This window comes from Cupriavidus sp. 86D6 (genome assembly GCF_057815095.1).
In genome coordinates this window covers 26,444-40,706 of sequence record NZ_JBYPSB010000006.1, presented here as the reverse complement: position 1 = coordinate 40,706, position 14,263 = coordinate 26,444, and the positions used below count along the sequence as shown (strand labels likewise).

The following is a 14,263-nucleotide window of genomic DNA, read 5'->3' as shown; positions in this document are numbered from 1 at the left end:
GAGAGACGTAATGAAACGAGTTGCATTGAATATTGCAGCCGCGCTGGCCGTTGCCGGCGTGGGTGCCTTCACGGGAGCGCAGGCGCAGGAATACCCGGGCGGCAAGCCGGTGCAGGCGGTGGTGCCGTTTGCCGCGGGCGGCCCGACCGACAAGGTGGCGCGCGAACTGACGATGATCATGTCCAAGCATCTGGGCACGACCATCGTGATCGAAAACCTGGGCGGTGCCGGCGGCACCATCGGCGCCAAGAAGGTGGCGCAGGCCAAGGGCGATGGCTACACGATCCTGATCCACCATATCGGCATGTCCACGGCGCCGGCGCTGTACCGCAACCTGGGCTTCGATCCGCTGAAGGATTTCGAGATGGTCGGTGAAGTGGCCGACGTGCCGATGGTGATGGTGGGCAACAAGCAACTGCCGCCTGCCACATTCAAGGACCTGGTGCCGTACATCAAGGCCAATGCCAGCAAGCTGTCGCTGGCCAACGCCGGCATCGGCTCGGCCTCGCACCTGTGCGGCCTGCTGTTCCAGAGCGCGCTCCAGACAGAACTGACCACCGTGCCGTACAAGGGTACCGCCCCGGCGCTGACCGATATCCTCGGCGGCCAGGTCAACCTGATGTGCGACCAGACCACCAACATCGCCGGCCAGCTGAAGGCGGGCGCGCTGAAGCCGTACGCCGCGATGCAGTCGCGCCGCGTGGAAGCGTTCAAGGACATCCCGACCGCCGCCGAACAGGGCATGCCGGGCGTGGAAGTGAAGATCTGGCACGCCATGTACGCGCCGAAGGGCACGCCGAAGCCGATCATCGACAAGCTGTCCGCCGCGCTGCAGAAGTCGGTGCAAGACCCGACCTTCCGCGCCAAGATGGCGGAACTGGGTGCCGAGGCCGTACCGGCCCAGCGCGCCACGCCGGATTCGCTGCGCACGTTCCTGACGTCGGAAATCAACAAGTGGACGCCGGTGATCAAGAAGGCCGGCGTGTACGCTGACTGATCTGCTGACCGATCAGCCGATTGCCCCCGGGGAATTCCTCCCGGTGCCGAAAAGGCCACGCCATGCGTGGCCTTTTTTCCATTTGCGGGTACCTGCCGCGGCGCGATGTGCTGCCGGCGCCGGTCGGGTCCGATCCGACGTCCGGATCGGCGATTTCCTATATTGGAAGATCGTTGCCGGCATAGCCGCCTCTTGAAAGACGGTCATGTGGCGCCACCTAGCCGCAGAACACCTCTCACGCAAAGGCACCATGGAACAGTATCACGGCACCACCATCGTCAGCGTCCGCCGCGGCAATCAGGTCGCACTGGGCGGTGACGGCCAGGTCACGCTCGGCAATATCGTGATGAAGGGAACGGCCCGCAAGGTCCGGCGCATTTATAACGGCAAGGTGCTGGTCGGGTTTGCCGGCAGCACGGCCGATGCCTTCTCGCTGCTCGACCGCTTCGAGGCGAAGCTGGAGAAATACCAGGGCAACCTGACCCGCGCGGCAGTGGACCTGGCCAAGGACTGGCGTTCGGACCGCGCGCTGCGCCGCCTGGAGGCCATGCTGATCACGGCGGACCGCGACACCACGCTGGTCATCACCGGCAACGGCGACGTGCTCGACCCCGAAGGCGGCATCGCGGCCATCGGTTCGGGCGGCGCGTATGCGCAATCGGCCGCCAAGGCGCTGGTCGAGAACACCGAGCTGTCGCCGAAGGACGTGGTCGAAAAGGCCCTGACCATCGCCGGCGAACTCTGCATCTATACGAACACCAACTTCGTCATCGAGACCATCGACTGACGCGCCCCAACGGATTCCCATGTCGCAAACCATGACCCCGTCGGAAATCGTTTCCGAACTCGACAAGCACATCATCGGCCAGAACAAGGCCAAGAAGGCCGTGGCCGTGGCGCTGCGCAACCGCTGGCGCCGCCAGCAGGTGGAAGAGCCGCTGCGCCAGGAAATCACGCCCAAGAACATCCTGATGATCGGACCCACGGGCGTGGGCAAGACCGAGATCGCGCGCCGCCTGGCCAAGCTGGCCGACGCGCCATTCATCAAGATCGAGGCCACCAAGTTCACCGAGGTGGGCTATGTGGGCCGCGACGTCGATACGATCGTGCGCGACCTGGCCGAAATGGCCGTCAAGCAGACGCGCGAATCGGAAATGAAGAAGGTGCGCACCAAGGCCGAGGACGCCGCCGAGGACCGCCTGCTGGACGTGCTGCTGCCGCCGCCGCGCGACATCGGCTTCCAGCAGCAGGAGGACAAGGACTCCAACACGCGCCAGGTATTCCGCAAGAAGCTGCGCCAGGGCGAACTCGACGACAAGGACATCGAGCTGGAAGTGGCCGCCGGCATGCCGAACATGGACATCATGGGGCCGCCGGGCATGGAAGACATGACCGAGCAGATCCGCACGATGTTTGCCGGGCTGGGCCAGGGCAAGAAGGCGCGCCGCAAGATGAAGGTCAGGGAAGCATTCAGGCTGCTGATCGACGAAGAGGCCGCCAAGCTGCTGAACGAGGAAGAGCTCAAGCACAAGGCCATCGCCAACGTCGAGCAGAACGGCATCGTGTTCCTGGACGAGATCGACAAGATCGCCAGCCGCAGCGACGTGGGCGGCGGCGAGGTGTCGCGCCAGGGCGTGCAGCGCGACCTGCTGCCGCTGGTGGAAGGCACCACCGTCAACACGAAGTACGGGATGATCAAGACCGACCACATCCTGTTCATCGCGTCGGGCGCGTTCCATCTGTCCAAGCCGAGCGACCTGATCCCCGAACTGCAGGGCCGCTTCCCGATCCGCGTGGAACTGGAATCACTGTCGGTGCAGGACTTCGAGGCCATCCTGACGCAGACCGACGCCAGCCTGACCAAGCAGTACCAGGCGCTGCTGAAGACCGAGGAGGTCGACCTGCAGTTCGCGCCGGACGGCATCCGCCGCCTGGCCGAGATCGCGTTCTCGGTCAACGAGAAGGTCGAGAATATTGGCGCGCGCCGCCTCTACACGGTGATGGAGCGTCTGCTCGAAGACCTGTCGTTCCACGCCACGAAGTCGTCGGGCAACACCGTGACGATCGACGCCGCGTATGTGGATGAACGCCTGGGCGACCTGGCGGGCAACGAGGACCTGTCGCGCTACGTGCTGTAACGCGCGGCGCTTCGCCGCAAAACAGAAGAGCCGGACAGTCTGCACCGTCCGGCTCTTTTTTTGCCTGCGCAAGGCCGAGCCGCCCCGCTCAGTGCGCGTGGCCGGCGTGCCCGGCATGGGCATCGACCGGGATCACCTCAAGCGCCGGCGCGGGCGACTTCAGCTCGCGCGGGTTCTGGCCTTCGGCCGGAACCTGGGTCCATTCCGACTTGCCGTTCTCGCACTCCTGCACCACCGGGAAGTACAGCTTGCCGCCTTGCTCGGGCAGCTTCATCAGCAGGCGGAACTCGTCGAAATGCTGGTCGGCCAGCGTGTTGCCATACCAGCGGATGGTGCGCACATCGTCCTCGACCGTCTTGCCATGCGAGGCATAGGGCCTGGTCAGCTTCGCGCGCTGGACGTCGAGTTGCCAGCCCGGCTTCGGCTGCGGATGCGCACCCTGCACGCCTTCGGGGATGGTCACCGTGACCGACTTCGTGGCGCTGCCATTGCAGCCATGGCCCACCATCAGCACGCCCTTGAAGTAGCTGCCGGCGGGCGCCTGCTTCTGTTCGAAGACGATATGGGCAGAGGCCAGCGGCGCGGCGACAAGCAGGGCCAGGGACAGGGCGGAGGGCAGGGCGGCAGCGAGGAGGCGCGGGGTCATGGAGCGGGAGTCGTCCGAGAATGTGACAAAGTGCATCAGTCTAACTTTGCGCACCGGGCGCCGGCGTGCGACGTGGTGCCGCAGCGCGGCAGGCGGTCGCGCGTGGCCCGTTTCAAGTCAGCGGTGTTTCAACGGCGGCCCGCCCGTTGTCGCACCCGTAACCCGCGTAAGCATTGGTAAGCACACTGGCGCCGATCCTGAAGAAAATGCGACCCTTGCGCACCTTGTCTGTCACCGTCCTGGTCGATGGGACCGATGCGGGAGCCACCGCATCCTGCGCAAACACCTAAAAGGGAGTCAGCCATGCGTACCACCTTCTTCAAGCGCAACCGCGTGCGCAAGCGCCGGGTGGCCATGGCCGCCACGGGCGTCGTGGCTGCCATTACCGCCGCCACCGTATTCCTCTGCATCCGCCCCGGCGTGATGACCAACGCCCATGCGGCGGCGGTGCCTGCCGCCAACGTGGCCAGGGCCGCGGACCAGACCGAGCGCAGTGCGGTCGTGGCCGCCACGGCCATGGCCTCGGGCGCGCTGGTGACGCTGGCCGACCGCCACGCCAGCGATGCCGTGCGCATGGCCGATGCGTCGGACGACGACCTGGGCTGGGACTACGTGCAACTGCGCCTGTAACACCGCGCGCCAGGCCGGGAAGTCAGTTCAGCCGGAATCAGCGCGACACCGGCCGCTTGCCCAGCTTGCGCTGCAGCGTGCGTCGATGCATGTTCAGCGCCCGCGCCGTGGCGGAGATATTGCCGCCATGCTCGGTCAGCACCCGCTGGATGTGCTCCCATTCGAGCCGGGCCACCGACAGCGGCACCGGTTCTTCCAGCGCGGCCTCGGCCGCCTCTTCCGACACGCCCGCCATCAGCGCGGTCAGGATCGAATCGACGTTGGCCGGCTTGGCCAGGTATTCGTCGGCCCCCTGTTTGACCGCTGCCACGGCCGTGGCAATGCTCGCGTAGCCCGTCAGCACCAGGATGCGCGCGTCGGGCAGCGCCTGGCGCAGCGGCGCCACCAGATGCAGCCCCGATTCGGCCGGCGCGGTGCCGCTGGCCTCCGGCGGCGGACCCAGATGCAGATCCAGCGTGACATAGGCGAACGGCGTTTTCGCGGCCAGGGCCAGCGCGCTGCCGCCGTTGTGCGCCACCTGCACGGCATAGCCGCGGCGCGTCAGCGCACGGGCCAGCGTGCCGGAAAACACCTCGTCGTCATCGATCACGAGGAAGGGCGTGGCGTCGGGTGCAGGTACGGCGGCCAGTGCGTCGGCAGGTGCGTCGGTCATTACGGTTGGAAATCGGATTGCAGGGAGAGCGGGTTTGCGGCCGCGCCGGCCAGCGGCAGGCGCAGCTCTGTCACCGTGCCGCCCGCGGGGTTGTCGAGCCATGCCAGCCCGCCCCCAAGCTGGCGGGCGGCGCTTTGCGCCAGATACAGGCCGATGCCCTGGCCGCCGTGACTGCTGGCCACCGGCGCTTCGCCCAGCTGCGCGCGCAGCGCGGGCGCAATGCCGCTGCCGTGGTCGGTCACGCGCCAGACCAGCGCGTCGTCGTCCACCGATACGGTCAGCGCCAGCGGCGGGGCCTGACGGGTGCCGCCGCCCTCGCCGTACTGGCTGCGCGCGGCGTTGTCCAGCACGATGGTCAGGATCTGGCTCACGCGCGCCGTATCCACGGCCTGCGCCGCGGCATCGGGCAGCACGTCGGCCTGCAGGCTGGCCTGCGGATGGCGCAACTGCCAGCGTTCCACAAACGAAGCGATCCAGGCGTCGATGCGCTGCGGGGCCAGCGTCTCGTGGTCCTCGCGCAGCCGCGCCAGGATCGATCGGCACAGTTCGAGCTGCTGCTCCATCGTGCGCAAATCGGGCAGGTAGCCGGCCACGGCGGTAGCGCCGCGCCGGGCATCCTCGGCATCGGCGCGCAATTCGCCGGCGATCACGGCCAGCGTGGCCAGCGGCGTGCCGATTTCATGCGCCACGGCGGCGGCCTGGTCGTTGAGCGCCTCGACGCGCGCCTCGCGCAGCAGCAGTTCGCGCGCATGGTTGAGCTGGGCGTCGCGCTGGCGCAGCACGTTCGACAGCCGCGCCACGAAGAACGCGATCATCACGGCACTGGCCACGAAGTTCAGCCACATCCCGGCCAGGTGATAGTTCACCGCGTTGTCGGGGTTGTGCAGGTGCAGCGGCAGGTATTCGAGCAGCAGCAGCGAATAGCAGGACAGCGCGTAGACCGCCAGCACCACCACCAGCCGCCACGGCAGGATGGCCGCCGCAATGGCCAGCCCGGGCAGGTAGAACGACACGAATGGGTTGGTGGCGCCCCCCGTATAGAACAGGATGGCCGACAGCGCGGTCAGGTCCACCATCATCTGCACCATCAGCTCGCCGTCGCCGGGCATGGAGCCGCGTGTGGCGTGCCAGCGCAGCCGCGCCACCGAATACAGGTTGAACGCGGCCTGGACCGTGAACAGGAACAGCAGCGGCTTGTACGGCAGCATGATGCCGGCCACCGATTCGCACGACACCAGCAGCATGGCCTGGCCGGCCAGCAGGGCCCAGCGCAGCCAGCACAGGCGGCGCAGGCTGACCAGGCTATGGCGTTGCGCCGGCATGCCGAAGATGGCCGGCAGCGGCGTGGGGGACAGGTCGATCGAGGCGTGCATGGCGCGAGTGTAGCAATGCTGCGGCGGGTTGCCCGTCATGCGACACCGTGCCGCATTCTGGGCCGTGGGCGGGGCTGCCAGACTGTCGGGTTACCGGGCGGCGGACCGGGCGACGGCAGGGTCCGCCCAGCCATGGTCTAATGGTCGCCCCCAATATCGTCGTCTTCGATCCGAATCGTGGAGATGTTTCCCATGCAAGCCAAAATCCGTGCGGCGCGTGCCGCTTCCATCGTCACCCTTGGCCTGGCCGGCCTGCTGGCCAGCGCCCACGCCATGGCGCAGGTCGACGTCAGCGACGCCTGGGTGCGCGGCACGGTGCCAGCCCAGACCGCTTCCGGCGCGTTCATGACGCTGCACGCGCACGACGCGGCAAAGCTGGTGGGCGTGTCGTCGCCGGTGGCCACGGCCGAGCTGCACGAAATGAAGATGGACAACAACGTGATGCGGATGCGCCAGATCCAGGCGCTGGACCTGCCGAAGATGCAGGACGTGCAGCTCAAGCCGGGTGGCTACCACGTGATGCTGATGGGCCTGAAGCAGCAGCTCAAGGCCGGCGATACGGTGCCCATCACGCTGAAGATCGAGCAGAACGGCAAGGTGACGGAACAGACCGTCAAGGCCGAGGTGCGCGACGTGACCGCGTCGGCCCAGTCGGGTGGCCACGCCGGCCACATGGACCACAAGCACTGACCGGGACCCCGAGCACTGACCGGCCCGGGCCGGCGGCGCCGGGTCTGGCCCGCCGGGTCAGCCGCGCAGGCTGATGGCGGCGGCTTCGGCGTCCGCGTCGGCTGACGTGGCGGCCTCGCGCACGCGTTCGCGCAGCCAGGTATGGCCGGGATCGGCCTCGGCCTTTTCGGGCCAGATCATGCTGTAGCTGAAGCCCGGGATCGTAAACGGCGCCTCGAAGATGGCCAGGCGCGGGTCGGCCAGGGCTTCCAGGCTGCGCCGGGCCGTGGTCAGGACCATGTTGGTGCCGACGATCAGCCCCGGCGCCACGCTCCAGTGCGGCACCGCGCAGGCAATCTTGCGCCGGCCGCCCAGCCGCGTCACGGCGGCGTCGATGGCCTCGCCGCGCTCGGTGGCGGCCGTCACCAGCACATGCGAGCGCGCCAGGTAGGCCACGTGGTCGAGCCGGCCGGTGTCGCGCACCGTGGCTGCATCCACCGCGCAGGCGAAATCGTCATCGAACAGCACCGCCGTACGCACGCCCTCGGGCTCGAACGAGAACGCGGCCAGCGCCACGTCCAGCTCGCCGTCGGCGATCTGCGCGGTCATGGTCTCGCGGCTGGACTGCGTCACCACCAGGTCGATATTGGGCGCCGCCCGGCGCAGGGCGCGCAGCAGGCGGGGCAACACCACCAGGGCGCCATAGTCGGACATCGCCAGGCGGAACGTGCGCCGGGCCGTGGCCGGCTGGAAGCCGCCCGGCCCCAGCAGGATGCGCACCTGCGCCAGCGCCTCGGCCAGCGGGCCGGTCAGCTCGTGGGCGCGCGGCGTCAACACCAGTCCGCCCTGGCCTCGCACCAGCAGCGGGTCGTCCAGCAACTGCCGCAGCCGCGCCAGCGAATGGCTCACGGCCGGCTGGCTCAGCTGCAGCCGCAGCGCGGCGCGCGAGATATGGCGTTCGGCCAGCAGTGCTTCCAGCACCACCAGCAGGTTGAGATCGATTCCGCGTAGGCTATTCATGTCGCGAATGTTAAACCGGACCGCGTCCGTTTTGTCATTCGCCGAACGCAGGAGCGAAAATTTTCATGATGAAGCGGGCGGTGTCTCGGCCTGACGACGTTTCAGGCAGTCGGGACACAGGCAATGCCGGCCCGGCACGATCTGGCGCGCCGGCAGCAGCGGCAGGCTGGCGCACCAGCATTCCGGCAGCCCCGCGGCATACCCGCAGACGAAGGCCGCCCCGCAGGCGCTGCAATGTTCCACGGGGCGCAGCCGGCCGGTCTGTATCGTCGAGGGGTCGGTCATGGCGTTGTATCCTTGTTGCATTGCCGCGATTGCAATGCCGCCGCCGGTTTCTTGTAGAATCGGCGCCTGCCCGCAATGCCGGCCCGCCCCGTACCGCCTTGTCAGGCGGACGGTTCGTCATGATACCTGCTCCAGATCACACGGAATGTCCGAAGCCATGAACGCTGACAATCCTGGGCCTGCCACCACGTCGGTAGCGGCCATCGCCCCCTCTCTCAAGGCCGAAATCCTTGCCGAGGCGCTCCCCTACATCCGCAAGTTCCACGGCAAGACCATTGTGGTCAAGTACGGCGGCAATGCGATGACCGAGGAAAAGCTCAAGCACGGCTTTGCGCGCGACGTGATCCTGCTGAAGCTCGTGGGCATGAACCCGGTGGTGGTGCACGGCGGCGGTCCGCAGATCGACGAGGCGCTGAAGAAGGTCGGCAAGGTCGGCACATTCATCCAGGGCATGCGCGTCACCGACGAGGAAACCATGGAAGTGGTGGAATGGGTGCTCGGCGGCGAAGTGCAGCAGGACATCGTCATGCTGATCAACCAGTACGGTGGCCAGGCCGTGGGCCTGACCGGCAAGGACGGCGGCCTGATCCGCGCCAAGCGCCTGCAGATGCCCGACCGCGAGAACCCGGGCACCTTCATCGATATCGGCTACGTTGGCGATATCGAGGCGATCAACCCGGCCGTGGTCAAGGCGCTGCAGGACGACGCGTTCATCCCGGTGATCTCGCCGATCGGCTTTTCCGACGATGGCCAGGCGTACAACATCAACGCCGACGTGGTGGCTGGCAAGATGGCCGAGATCCTGAAGGCCGAGAAGCTCGTCATGATGACGAACATCCCGGGCGTGATGGACAAGAAGGGCAACCTGCTGACCGACCTGTCGGCGCGCGAGATCGAGGAACTGTTCGCCGACGGCACGATTTCGGGCGGCATGCTGCCGAAGATCTCGTCGGCGCTGGATGCCGCCAAGAGCGGCGTGCATTCGGTCCACATCATCGACGGCCGCATCGAACATTCGCTGCTGCTGGAAATCCTGACCGAACAGGCCTTCGGCACGATGATCCGCTCGCACTGAGCGCGTCCGTCAGGGAGCCCGCCCGGTGCGGGTTCCCGGTCTTCCTCTCCATTCAGGTTCACAATCCAGGCGTGTTTATCCGTCAGCCCACCCAGCGTCGCGGCAGGGATCGCGCACGCCGTCTTACGTCCGGACAGGCTTCCGTCCACCGTCCGCGCCGGCATCTGCTGCGCGACCCGGCAGGAAATGCCTCCGGCGATACGGTGTGGCTGTTCGACCTCGACAACACGCTGCACGATGCCTCGCATGCGATCTTTCCGGCCATCAACCGGTTGATGACCGCCTACGTGGCACGGGTACTGGGCAGCGACGAGGCCACGGCCAGCCGCGTGCGCGTGGACTACTGGCAGCGTTACGGCGCCACCCTGCTCGGCATGATCCGCCATCACCAGGTGGACCCGGCGGATTTCCTGCGTGCCGCGCATGACTTCCCCGAACTGGCGGACATGGTGCGCGTGCGCCGCGGGCTGGTGGCCGCGCTGCGCCGGTTGCCGGGCCGCAAGATCCTGGTGACCAACGCGCCGCGCGACTACGCGATGGCGGTGATGGCGGTGGCCGGGATCGACCGCTGCTTCGAGCGCGTGGTGGCGATCGAGGACATGTGGGTGCATGGCCATCTGCGGCCCAAGCCCGACCGGCGCATGCTGCGCCGGCTGCTGACGCAGATTGGCGTGGCGCCGCGCCGCGTGGTGCTGGTGGAGGACACCGTGTCGCACCTGAAGCACTATGCGGCCATGGGCATCCGCACGGCGTGGGTCACCGGCTTCCTGCGCACGCTGGCGCCGTCGCGGCCCCATGGGGTGCCGGCCCAGGCTGGCGCCGCGCGCGATGCCGCCACGCGCTCGATGCTGTCGGCCGAGGATCGCCAGCATGTGGGCCACACGGCCCAGGAGCGTTCGGTGACGCTGGTCGCGGCCGAGAGCCAGGACCCGTCGGCCGGCCTGGACGGCGAGTCAAGTGCCCGGACTGCGGCAACGGCGCCACAGATGCAGGCCGATCACGCCCCCAGAATGCGTGCCCGCGTGGTGAATCGCCCGGGATATGTGGACATAAAAGTACAATTGATGCATCAACTCCTACGACAAAAGCGGAGAATCGGGTCATGACGCAAACCATCGCTCGCGAGGCAGAGGCTCTCATGCCAGTCGCCCCATCGGCTATCGAGCCGGAGACCCCGGCGCGCAAGCGACCACGCCCGGGCGAACGCCGCATCCAGATCCTGCAGACGCTGGCCGGCATGCTCGAGCACCCGCGCGGGGAAAAGATCACGACGGCCGCGCTGGCCGCCAGGCTGTCGGTGTCCGAGGCGGCCCTGTATCGCCACTTCGCCAGCAAGGCGCAGATGTTCGAAGGCCTGATCGGCTTTATCGAGCAGACGGTGTTCGGCCTGATCAACCAGATCACCACGCAGGAAGAACACGGCCTGCGCCAAGTGCAGGCCATCGTGCGCATGCTGCTGACGTTTGCCGAAAAGAACCCGGGCATGACGCGCGTGCTGACCGGCGAGGCTCTGGTGGGCGAGCACGAGCGCCTGCAGGAACGCATCAACCAGATGGTGGACCGCATCGAGGCATCGCTGCGCCAGTGCCTGAAGGTGGCAGTCACGCAGGCCGCGTTTCCGGCCGACGCCGATATTCCGGGGCGCGTGGCGCTGATTACCGCCACGGTGCAGGGCCACTGGCACCGCTACGCCCGCAGCGGGTTCCGCAAGCTGCCGAGCGACAACATCGACGCGCAGCTGCGCGTGCTGCTGGGGTAAATGCCGCGCGCCGGCAAGCGGTCATGCGTGCGGCCGGCGCTTTGCACTATAATGTGCGGGTCGCGCCGATTTGATGACTGGCTTGCGGGCGCGCGGCACCCGGGGAAAATGCTCCGGTTGCCAATATAAATGCGGCTAAAGAGGTTGGGTCGGTGCCTCGCGGATGGATCATCCACGCTCCAGCACCGACACGCGGAATCCCGCGAAAAGCCCGACTTGGCTGCGAACCCTACGCATTGGCCGGTCGGGTTTTTTTTCGCCTGCTGACTTGACGCGGGCCTGCTCCATGACCGATGTCGCTCCTCCCGCTGGTGTGCTCGATGTGCCGACCGATTCCGTCGGCGTCGTCACGCCCCAGCGCCTGCATTTCGCCGAACCGCTGAAGCTGCGCAACGGCAGCCAGATCGCCGGCTATGACCTGATGGTCGAGACCTACGGCACGCTCAACGCCTCGCGCAGCAATGCCGTGCTGGTGTGCCACGCCCTGAACGCCTCGCACCACGTGGCCGGCATCGCCGCCGACAACCCGCGCGATATCGGCTGGTGGGACAACATGGTGGGCCCCGGCAAGCCGCTCGATACCAACCGCTTCTTCGTCATCGGCGTGAACAACCTCGGGTCGTGCTTCGGCTCGACGGGGCCGATGAGCGCCAACCCGGCCACCGGCGCCCCCTACGGCGCGCTGTTCCCGGTGGTGACGGTCGAGGACTGGGTCAACGCGCAGGCGCGCGTGGCCGACCACTTCGGCATCGATCAGTTCGCGGCGGTGATGGGCGGCAGCCTGGGGGGCATGCAGGCGCTGGCCTGGAGCCTGATGTACCCGGACCGCCTGCGCCACTGCATCGTGGTGGCCTCCACGCCGAAGCTGTCGGCGCAGAACATCGCGTTCAACGAGGTGGCGCGCAGCGCCATCCTGTCCGACCCCGATTTCCACGGCGGCAACTACTACGCGCACAACGTGAAGCCCAAGCGCGGGCTGCGCGTGGCGCGCATGATCGGCCATATCACGTACCTGTCCGACGAGGACATGGCCGAGAAATTCGGCCGGACGCTGAAGGCCGAGGACATCCAGTTCTCGTTCGACGTCGAATTCCAGGTGGAAAGCTACCTGCGCTACCAGGGCGACAAGTTCGCCGAGTACTTCGACGCGAATACCTACCTGCTGATCACGCGCGCGCTGGACTATTTCGACCCGGCGCTGGCCTTCCAGGGCGACCTGACCAAGACCATGGCCCAGACGCACTCCAAGTTCCTGGTGGTCAGCTTCAGCACGGACTGGCGTTTCGCGCCGAACCGCAGCCGCGAGATCGTCAAGGCGCTGCTCGACAACAAGCGGCAGGTGTCGTACGCCGAGATCGACGCGCCGCATGGCCACGACGCCTTCCTGCTGGAAGATCCGCGCTATCACAACCTGATGCGCGCCTACTACGAACGCATTGCCGAGGAGATCGGTGCATGAACGCCGCCAATCCCAATATCCTCGCGCTGCGCCCCGACTTTCGCGCGATTGCCCGCTGGGTGGAGCCGAACTCCACCGTGCTCGACGCCGGCTGCGGCGATGGCAGCCTGCTGCGCGTGCTGCAGGACGAGCTGGACGTGAAGGCCTACGGCATCGAGATCCGTGACGAAGAGGTGCTGGCCTGCGCCCAGAAGGGTGTCAACGTGATCCAGCAGAACCTGGAGGGCGGCCTGGCGCTGTTCGAGGACAAGAGCTTCGACACGGTGATCCTGTCGCAGACGCTGCAGACCATCCACAACACGGCGCAGGTGCTGCGCGACACGCTGCGCGTGGGCCGCGAGTGCATCGTGTCGTTCCCGAACTTCGGCTACTGGCCGCACCGGCTGTCGGTGTTCCAGGGCCGCATGCCGGTGTCGGAGGCCCTGCCGTACCAGTGGTACAACACGCCGAACGTGCGCGTGCTGACGATCCGCGATTTCGAGGAACTGGCGCCCAAGGTGGGCCTGCGCGTGCTGGACCGCGTGGTGATGCACGAAGGCGTGACCGTGAACTGGGGCGTCAACTGGCGCGGCAGCCTGGCGGTGTACCGGGTGGCGGCCACCTGACATGGGCCTTCCCCGATTCCGCCCAGCGCGCTGCAGGGCGGAATTGAAGCGTCCCTAGCTTGACGCAAGCTTCCGGCGGGCATACCGTACGTCGTTACCGAACGACCGTACTTTTTTTCTGCATCCACCGCCATGACGCAATCGCCCCTGCATCCGCTCGATCACGCCCTGCAACTGGAACCGGCCGGCGAACACCGCTTCCGGGGACATACCAGCCAGGCCTACTGGAACATGATCGGGCCGTTCGGCGGCGCCACGGCGGCAGCGATGCTGCAGGCGGCGCTGATCCATCCCGAGCGGCTGGGCGACCCCAGCGCGCTGACCGTCAATTTTGCCGGCCCGATCGCGGAAGGGGCGTTCGAGATCGTCGCCCGCCCGGCGCGGACCAACCGGTCGACCCAGCACTGGCATCTGGAAGTGCTGCAGAACGGCGAAGTCACCACCACCGGCAGCGCCGTGTTCGCGGTGCGCCGCGAAACATGGAATTGTGGCGAAGCGGCGATGCCGGACGTGCCCGCCGCCCAGACATTGCCGAAAATGGGTGGCTTCGCACCCGTGAAATGGATTAACAGCTATGACATGCGCGCGGTGCGGGGCGCCAAGCCCGCGGCCGCGCCGGGCACGGAGAATCCCGACAGCCTGACGCAATTCTGGATCCGCGACGAACCGGCGCGCACGCCCGACTATGCTTCCGTGGCGGCCTGGTGCGACGCGTTCTATCCGCGCATCTTCCTCAAGCGCGCGGGCTTTGTACCGGCCGGCACGGTATCGCTGACCACGTATTTCCACGCCGATGCGGCCACGCTGGCCGCGCTGGGCGACCGCCACGTGCTGGGCAGCGCCCAGGCGCGCGTGTTCCGGCAGGGCTTCTTCGACCAGACCGCCGAGATCTGGAGCCCCGATGGCGCGTTGCTCGCCACCTCGCACCAGATCGTCTACTACAAGGAGTAAGTCC

At 67.2% G+C, this 14,263-nt stretch carries 16 protein-coding genes; 11 read left to right on the top strand and 5 right to left on the bottom strand.

Features of this window, described 5'->3' with window-relative positions:
* The first annotated feature begins 10 nt into the window (after nucleotides 1-10).
* The 3 genes from AC3G88_RS15745 to hslU all read left to right on the top strand — a co-directional run bounded on the left by AC3G88_RS15745 (nucleotide 11) and on the right by hslU (nucleotide 3,135).
* Nucleotides 11-997, top strand: coding sequence for a tripartite tricarboxylate transporter substrate-binding protein (locus AC3G88_RS15745; protein WP_488771513.1), 987 nt, complete (start codon nucleotides 11-13; stop codon nucleotides 995-997).
* 250 nt (nucleotides 998-1,247) lie between these two features.
* Nucleotides 1,248-1,784 carry an ATP-dependent protease subunit HslV gene (gene hslV / locus AC3G88_RS15740; RefSeq protein ID WP_092602898.1) on the top strand — a complete coding sequence of 179 codons (537 nt, stop codon included), beginning with the start codon at nucleotides 1,248-1,250 and terminating at the stop codon, nucleotides 1,782-1,784.
* A 19-nt stretch (nucleotides 1,785-1,803) separates the two neighbouring features.
* Nucleotides 1,804-3,135: an ATP-dependent protease ATPase subunit HslU gene (gene hslU / locus AC3G88_RS15735; protein ID WP_153949916.1), complete on the top strand. Its 1,332-nt coding sequence runs from the start codon at nucleotides 1,804-1,806 to the stop codon at nucleotides 3,133-3,135.
* Nucleotides 3,136-3,223: 88 nt separating this feature from the next.
* Here hslU and AC3G88_RS15730 read toward each other — a convergent pair whose 3' ends face one another.
* A complete protein-coding gene (locus tag AC3G88_RS15730; RefSeq protein WP_488893486.1) occupies nucleotides 3,224-3,781 on the bottom strand; it encodes a YcnI family copper-binding membrane protein in 558 nt (185 codons plus the stop codon).
* Between the two features lie 303 nt (nucleotides 3,782-4,084).
* Here AC3G88_RS15730 and AC3G88_RS15725 point away from each other — a divergent pair, with 303 nt between their 5' ends.
* On the top strand, nucleotides 4,085-4,411 hold the full coding sequence (locus AC3G88_RS15725) for a hypothetical protein (RefSeq protein WP_488771508.1): 327 nt from the start codon (nucleotides 4,085-4,087) through the stop codon (nucleotides 4,409-4,411).
* Nucleotides 4,412-4,448: 37 nt separating this feature from the next.
* Here the strand turns inward: AC3G88_RS15725 and AC3G88_RS15720 are convergent, their stop codons facing one another.
* On the bottom strand, nucleotides 4,449-5,063 hold the full coding sequence (locus AC3G88_RS15720; RefSeq protein WP_092602904.1) for a response regulator transcription factor: 615 nt from the start codon (nucleotides 5,061-5,063) through the stop codon (nucleotides 4,449-4,451).
* Nucleotides 5,063-6,436, bottom strand: coding sequence for an ATP-binding protein (locus AC3G88_RS15715; RefSeq protein WP_488893485.1), 1,374 nt, complete (start codon nucleotides 6,434-6,436; stop codon nucleotides 5,063-5,065). Before AC3G88_RS15715 ends, AC3G88_RS15720 begins: the two co-directional genes overlap by 1 nt.
* Before the next feature lie 192 nt (nucleotides 6,437-6,628).
* On the opposite strand from AC3G88_RS15715, the gene AC3G88_RS15710 reads away from it, so the two are divergent.
* Entirely contained in the window at nucleotides 6,629-7,126 is a 498-nt protein-coding gene (locus AC3G88_RS15710; protein ID WP_400392871.1) for a copper chaperone PCu(A)C, read from the top strand.
* 57 nt (nucleotides 7,127-7,183) lie between these two features.
* Here the strand turns inward: AC3G88_RS15710 and AC3G88_RS15705 are convergent, their stop codons facing one another.
* Nucleotides 7,184-8,125: a LysR family transcriptional regulator gene (locus tag AC3G88_RS15705; RefSeq protein WP_153949911.1), complete on the bottom strand. Its 942-nt coding sequence runs from the start codon at nucleotides 8,123-8,125 to the stop codon at nucleotides 7,184-7,186.
* Nucleotides 8,126-8,188: 63 nt separating this feature from the next.
* On the bottom strand, nucleotides 8,189-8,410 hold the full coding sequence (locus tag AC3G88_RS15700) for a cysteine-rich CWC family protein (RefSeq protein WP_400392873.1): 222 nt from the start codon (nucleotides 8,408-8,410) through the stop codon (nucleotides 8,189-8,191).
* A 157-nt stretch (nucleotides 8,411-8,567) separates the two neighbouring features.
* Between AC3G88_RS15700 and argB the strand changes: the two genes are divergently transcribed.
* From argB to AC3G88_RS15670, 6 genes are all read left to right on the top strand, one after another.
* Nucleotides 8,568-9,485 carry an acetylglutamate kinase gene (argB, locus tag AC3G88_RS15695; RefSeq protein WP_066735077.1) on the top strand — a complete coding sequence of 306 codons (918 nt, stop codon included), beginning with the start codon at nucleotides 8,568-8,570 and terminating at the stop codon, nucleotides 9,483-9,485.
* A gap of 71 nt (nucleotides 9,486-9,556) precedes the next feature.
* Nucleotides 9,557-10,591, top strand: a complete 1,035-nt coding sequence (locus AC3G88_RS15690) for a pyrimidine 5'-nucleotidase (RefSeq protein ID WP_488771501.1) — start codon at nucleotides 9,557-9,559, stop codon at nucleotides 10,589-10,591.
* On the top strand, nucleotides 10,588-11,244 hold the full coding sequence (gene slmA / locus AC3G88_RS15685; protein WP_153949909.1) for a nucleoid occlusion factor SlmA: 657 nt from the start codon (nucleotides 10,588-10,590) through the stop codon (nucleotides 11,242-11,244). The genes AC3G88_RS15690 and slmA overlap by 4 nt, the downstream gene beginning before the upstream one ends.
* A 286-nt stretch (nucleotides 11,245-11,530) precedes the next feature.
* Nucleotides 11,531-12,703 carry a homoserine O-succinyltransferase MetX gene (metX, locus tag AC3G88_RS15680; protein ID WP_400392877.1) on the top strand — a complete coding sequence of 391 codons (1,173 nt, stop codon included), beginning with the start codon at nucleotides 11,531-11,533 and terminating at the stop codon, nucleotides 12,701-12,703.
* A complete protein-coding gene (gene metW / locus AC3G88_RS15675) occupies nucleotides 12,700-13,308 on the top strand; it encodes a methionine biosynthesis protein MetW (RefSeq protein ID WP_488893484.1) in 609 nt (202 codons plus the stop codon). The genes metX and metW overlap by 4 nt, the downstream gene beginning before the upstream one ends.
* Before the next feature lie 132 nt (nucleotides 13,309-13,440).
* Nucleotides 13,441-14,259, top strand: coding sequence for an acyl-CoA thioesterase (locus tag AC3G88_RS15670; RefSeq protein WP_488893483.1), 819 nt, complete (start codon nucleotides 13,441-13,443; stop codon nucleotides 14,257-14,259).
* The last annotated feature ends 4 nt before the right edge of the window (nucleotides 14,260-14,263 follow it).

Coding starts and splice junctions, on each gene's coding strand:
- AC3G88_RS15730 (WP_488893486.1), bottom strand. CDS start 3,781: ATGACCCCGCGCCTCCTCGCTGCCGCCCTGCCCTCCGCCCTGTCCCTG.
- slmA (WP_153949909.1), top strand. CDS start 10,588: ATGACGCAAACCATCGCTCGCGAGGCAGAGGCTCTCATGCCAGTCGCC.
- hslV (WP_092602898.1), top strand. CDS start 1,248: ATGGAACAGTATCACGGCACCACCATCGTCAGCGTCCGCCGCGGCAAT.
- AC3G88_RS15705 (WP_153949911.1), bottom strand. CDS start 8,125: ATGAATAGCCTACGCGGAATCGATCTCAACCTGCTGGTGGTGCTGGAA.
- AC3G88_RS15725 (WP_488771508.1), top strand. CDS start 4,085: ATGCGTACCACCTTCTTCAAGCGCAACCGCGTGCGCAAGCGCCGGGTG.
- hslU (WP_153949916.1), top strand. CDS start 1,804: ATGTCGCAAACCATGACCCCGTCGGAAATCGTTTCCGAACTCGACAAG.
- metX (WP_400392877.1), top strand. CDS start 11,531: ATGACCGATGTCGCTCCTCCCGCTGGTGTGCTCGATGTGCCGACCGAT.
- AC3G88_RS15745 (WP_488771513.1), top strand. CDS start 11: ATGAAACGAGTTGCATTGAATATTGCAGCCGCGCTGGCCGTTGCCGGC.
- AC3G88_RS15720 (WP_092602904.1), bottom strand. CDS start 5,063: ATGACCGACGCACCTGCCGACGCACTGGCCGCCGTACCTGCACCCGAC.
- AC3G88_RS15670 (WP_488893483.1), top strand. CDS start 13,441: ATGACGCAATCGCCCCTGCATCCGCTCGATCACGCCCTGCAACTGGAA.
- AC3G88_RS15700 (WP_400392873.1), bottom strand. CDS start 8,410: ATGACCGACCCCTCGACGATACAGACCGGCCGGCTGCGCCCCGTGGAA.
- AC3G88_RS15710 (WP_400392871.1), top strand. CDS start 6,629: ATGCAAGCCAAAATCCGTGCGGCGCGTGCCGCTTCCATCGTCACCCTT.
- metW (WP_488893484.1), top strand. CDS start 12,700: ATGAACGCCGCCAATCCCAATATCCTCGCGCTGCGCCCCGACTTTCGC.
- AC3G88_RS15715 (WP_488893485.1), bottom strand. CDS start 6,436: ATGCACGCCTCGATCGACCTGTCCCCCACGCCGCTGCCGGCCATCTTC.
- argB (WP_066735077.1), top strand. CDS start 8,568: ATGAACGCTGACAATCCTGGGCCTGCCACCACGTCGGTAGCGGCCATC.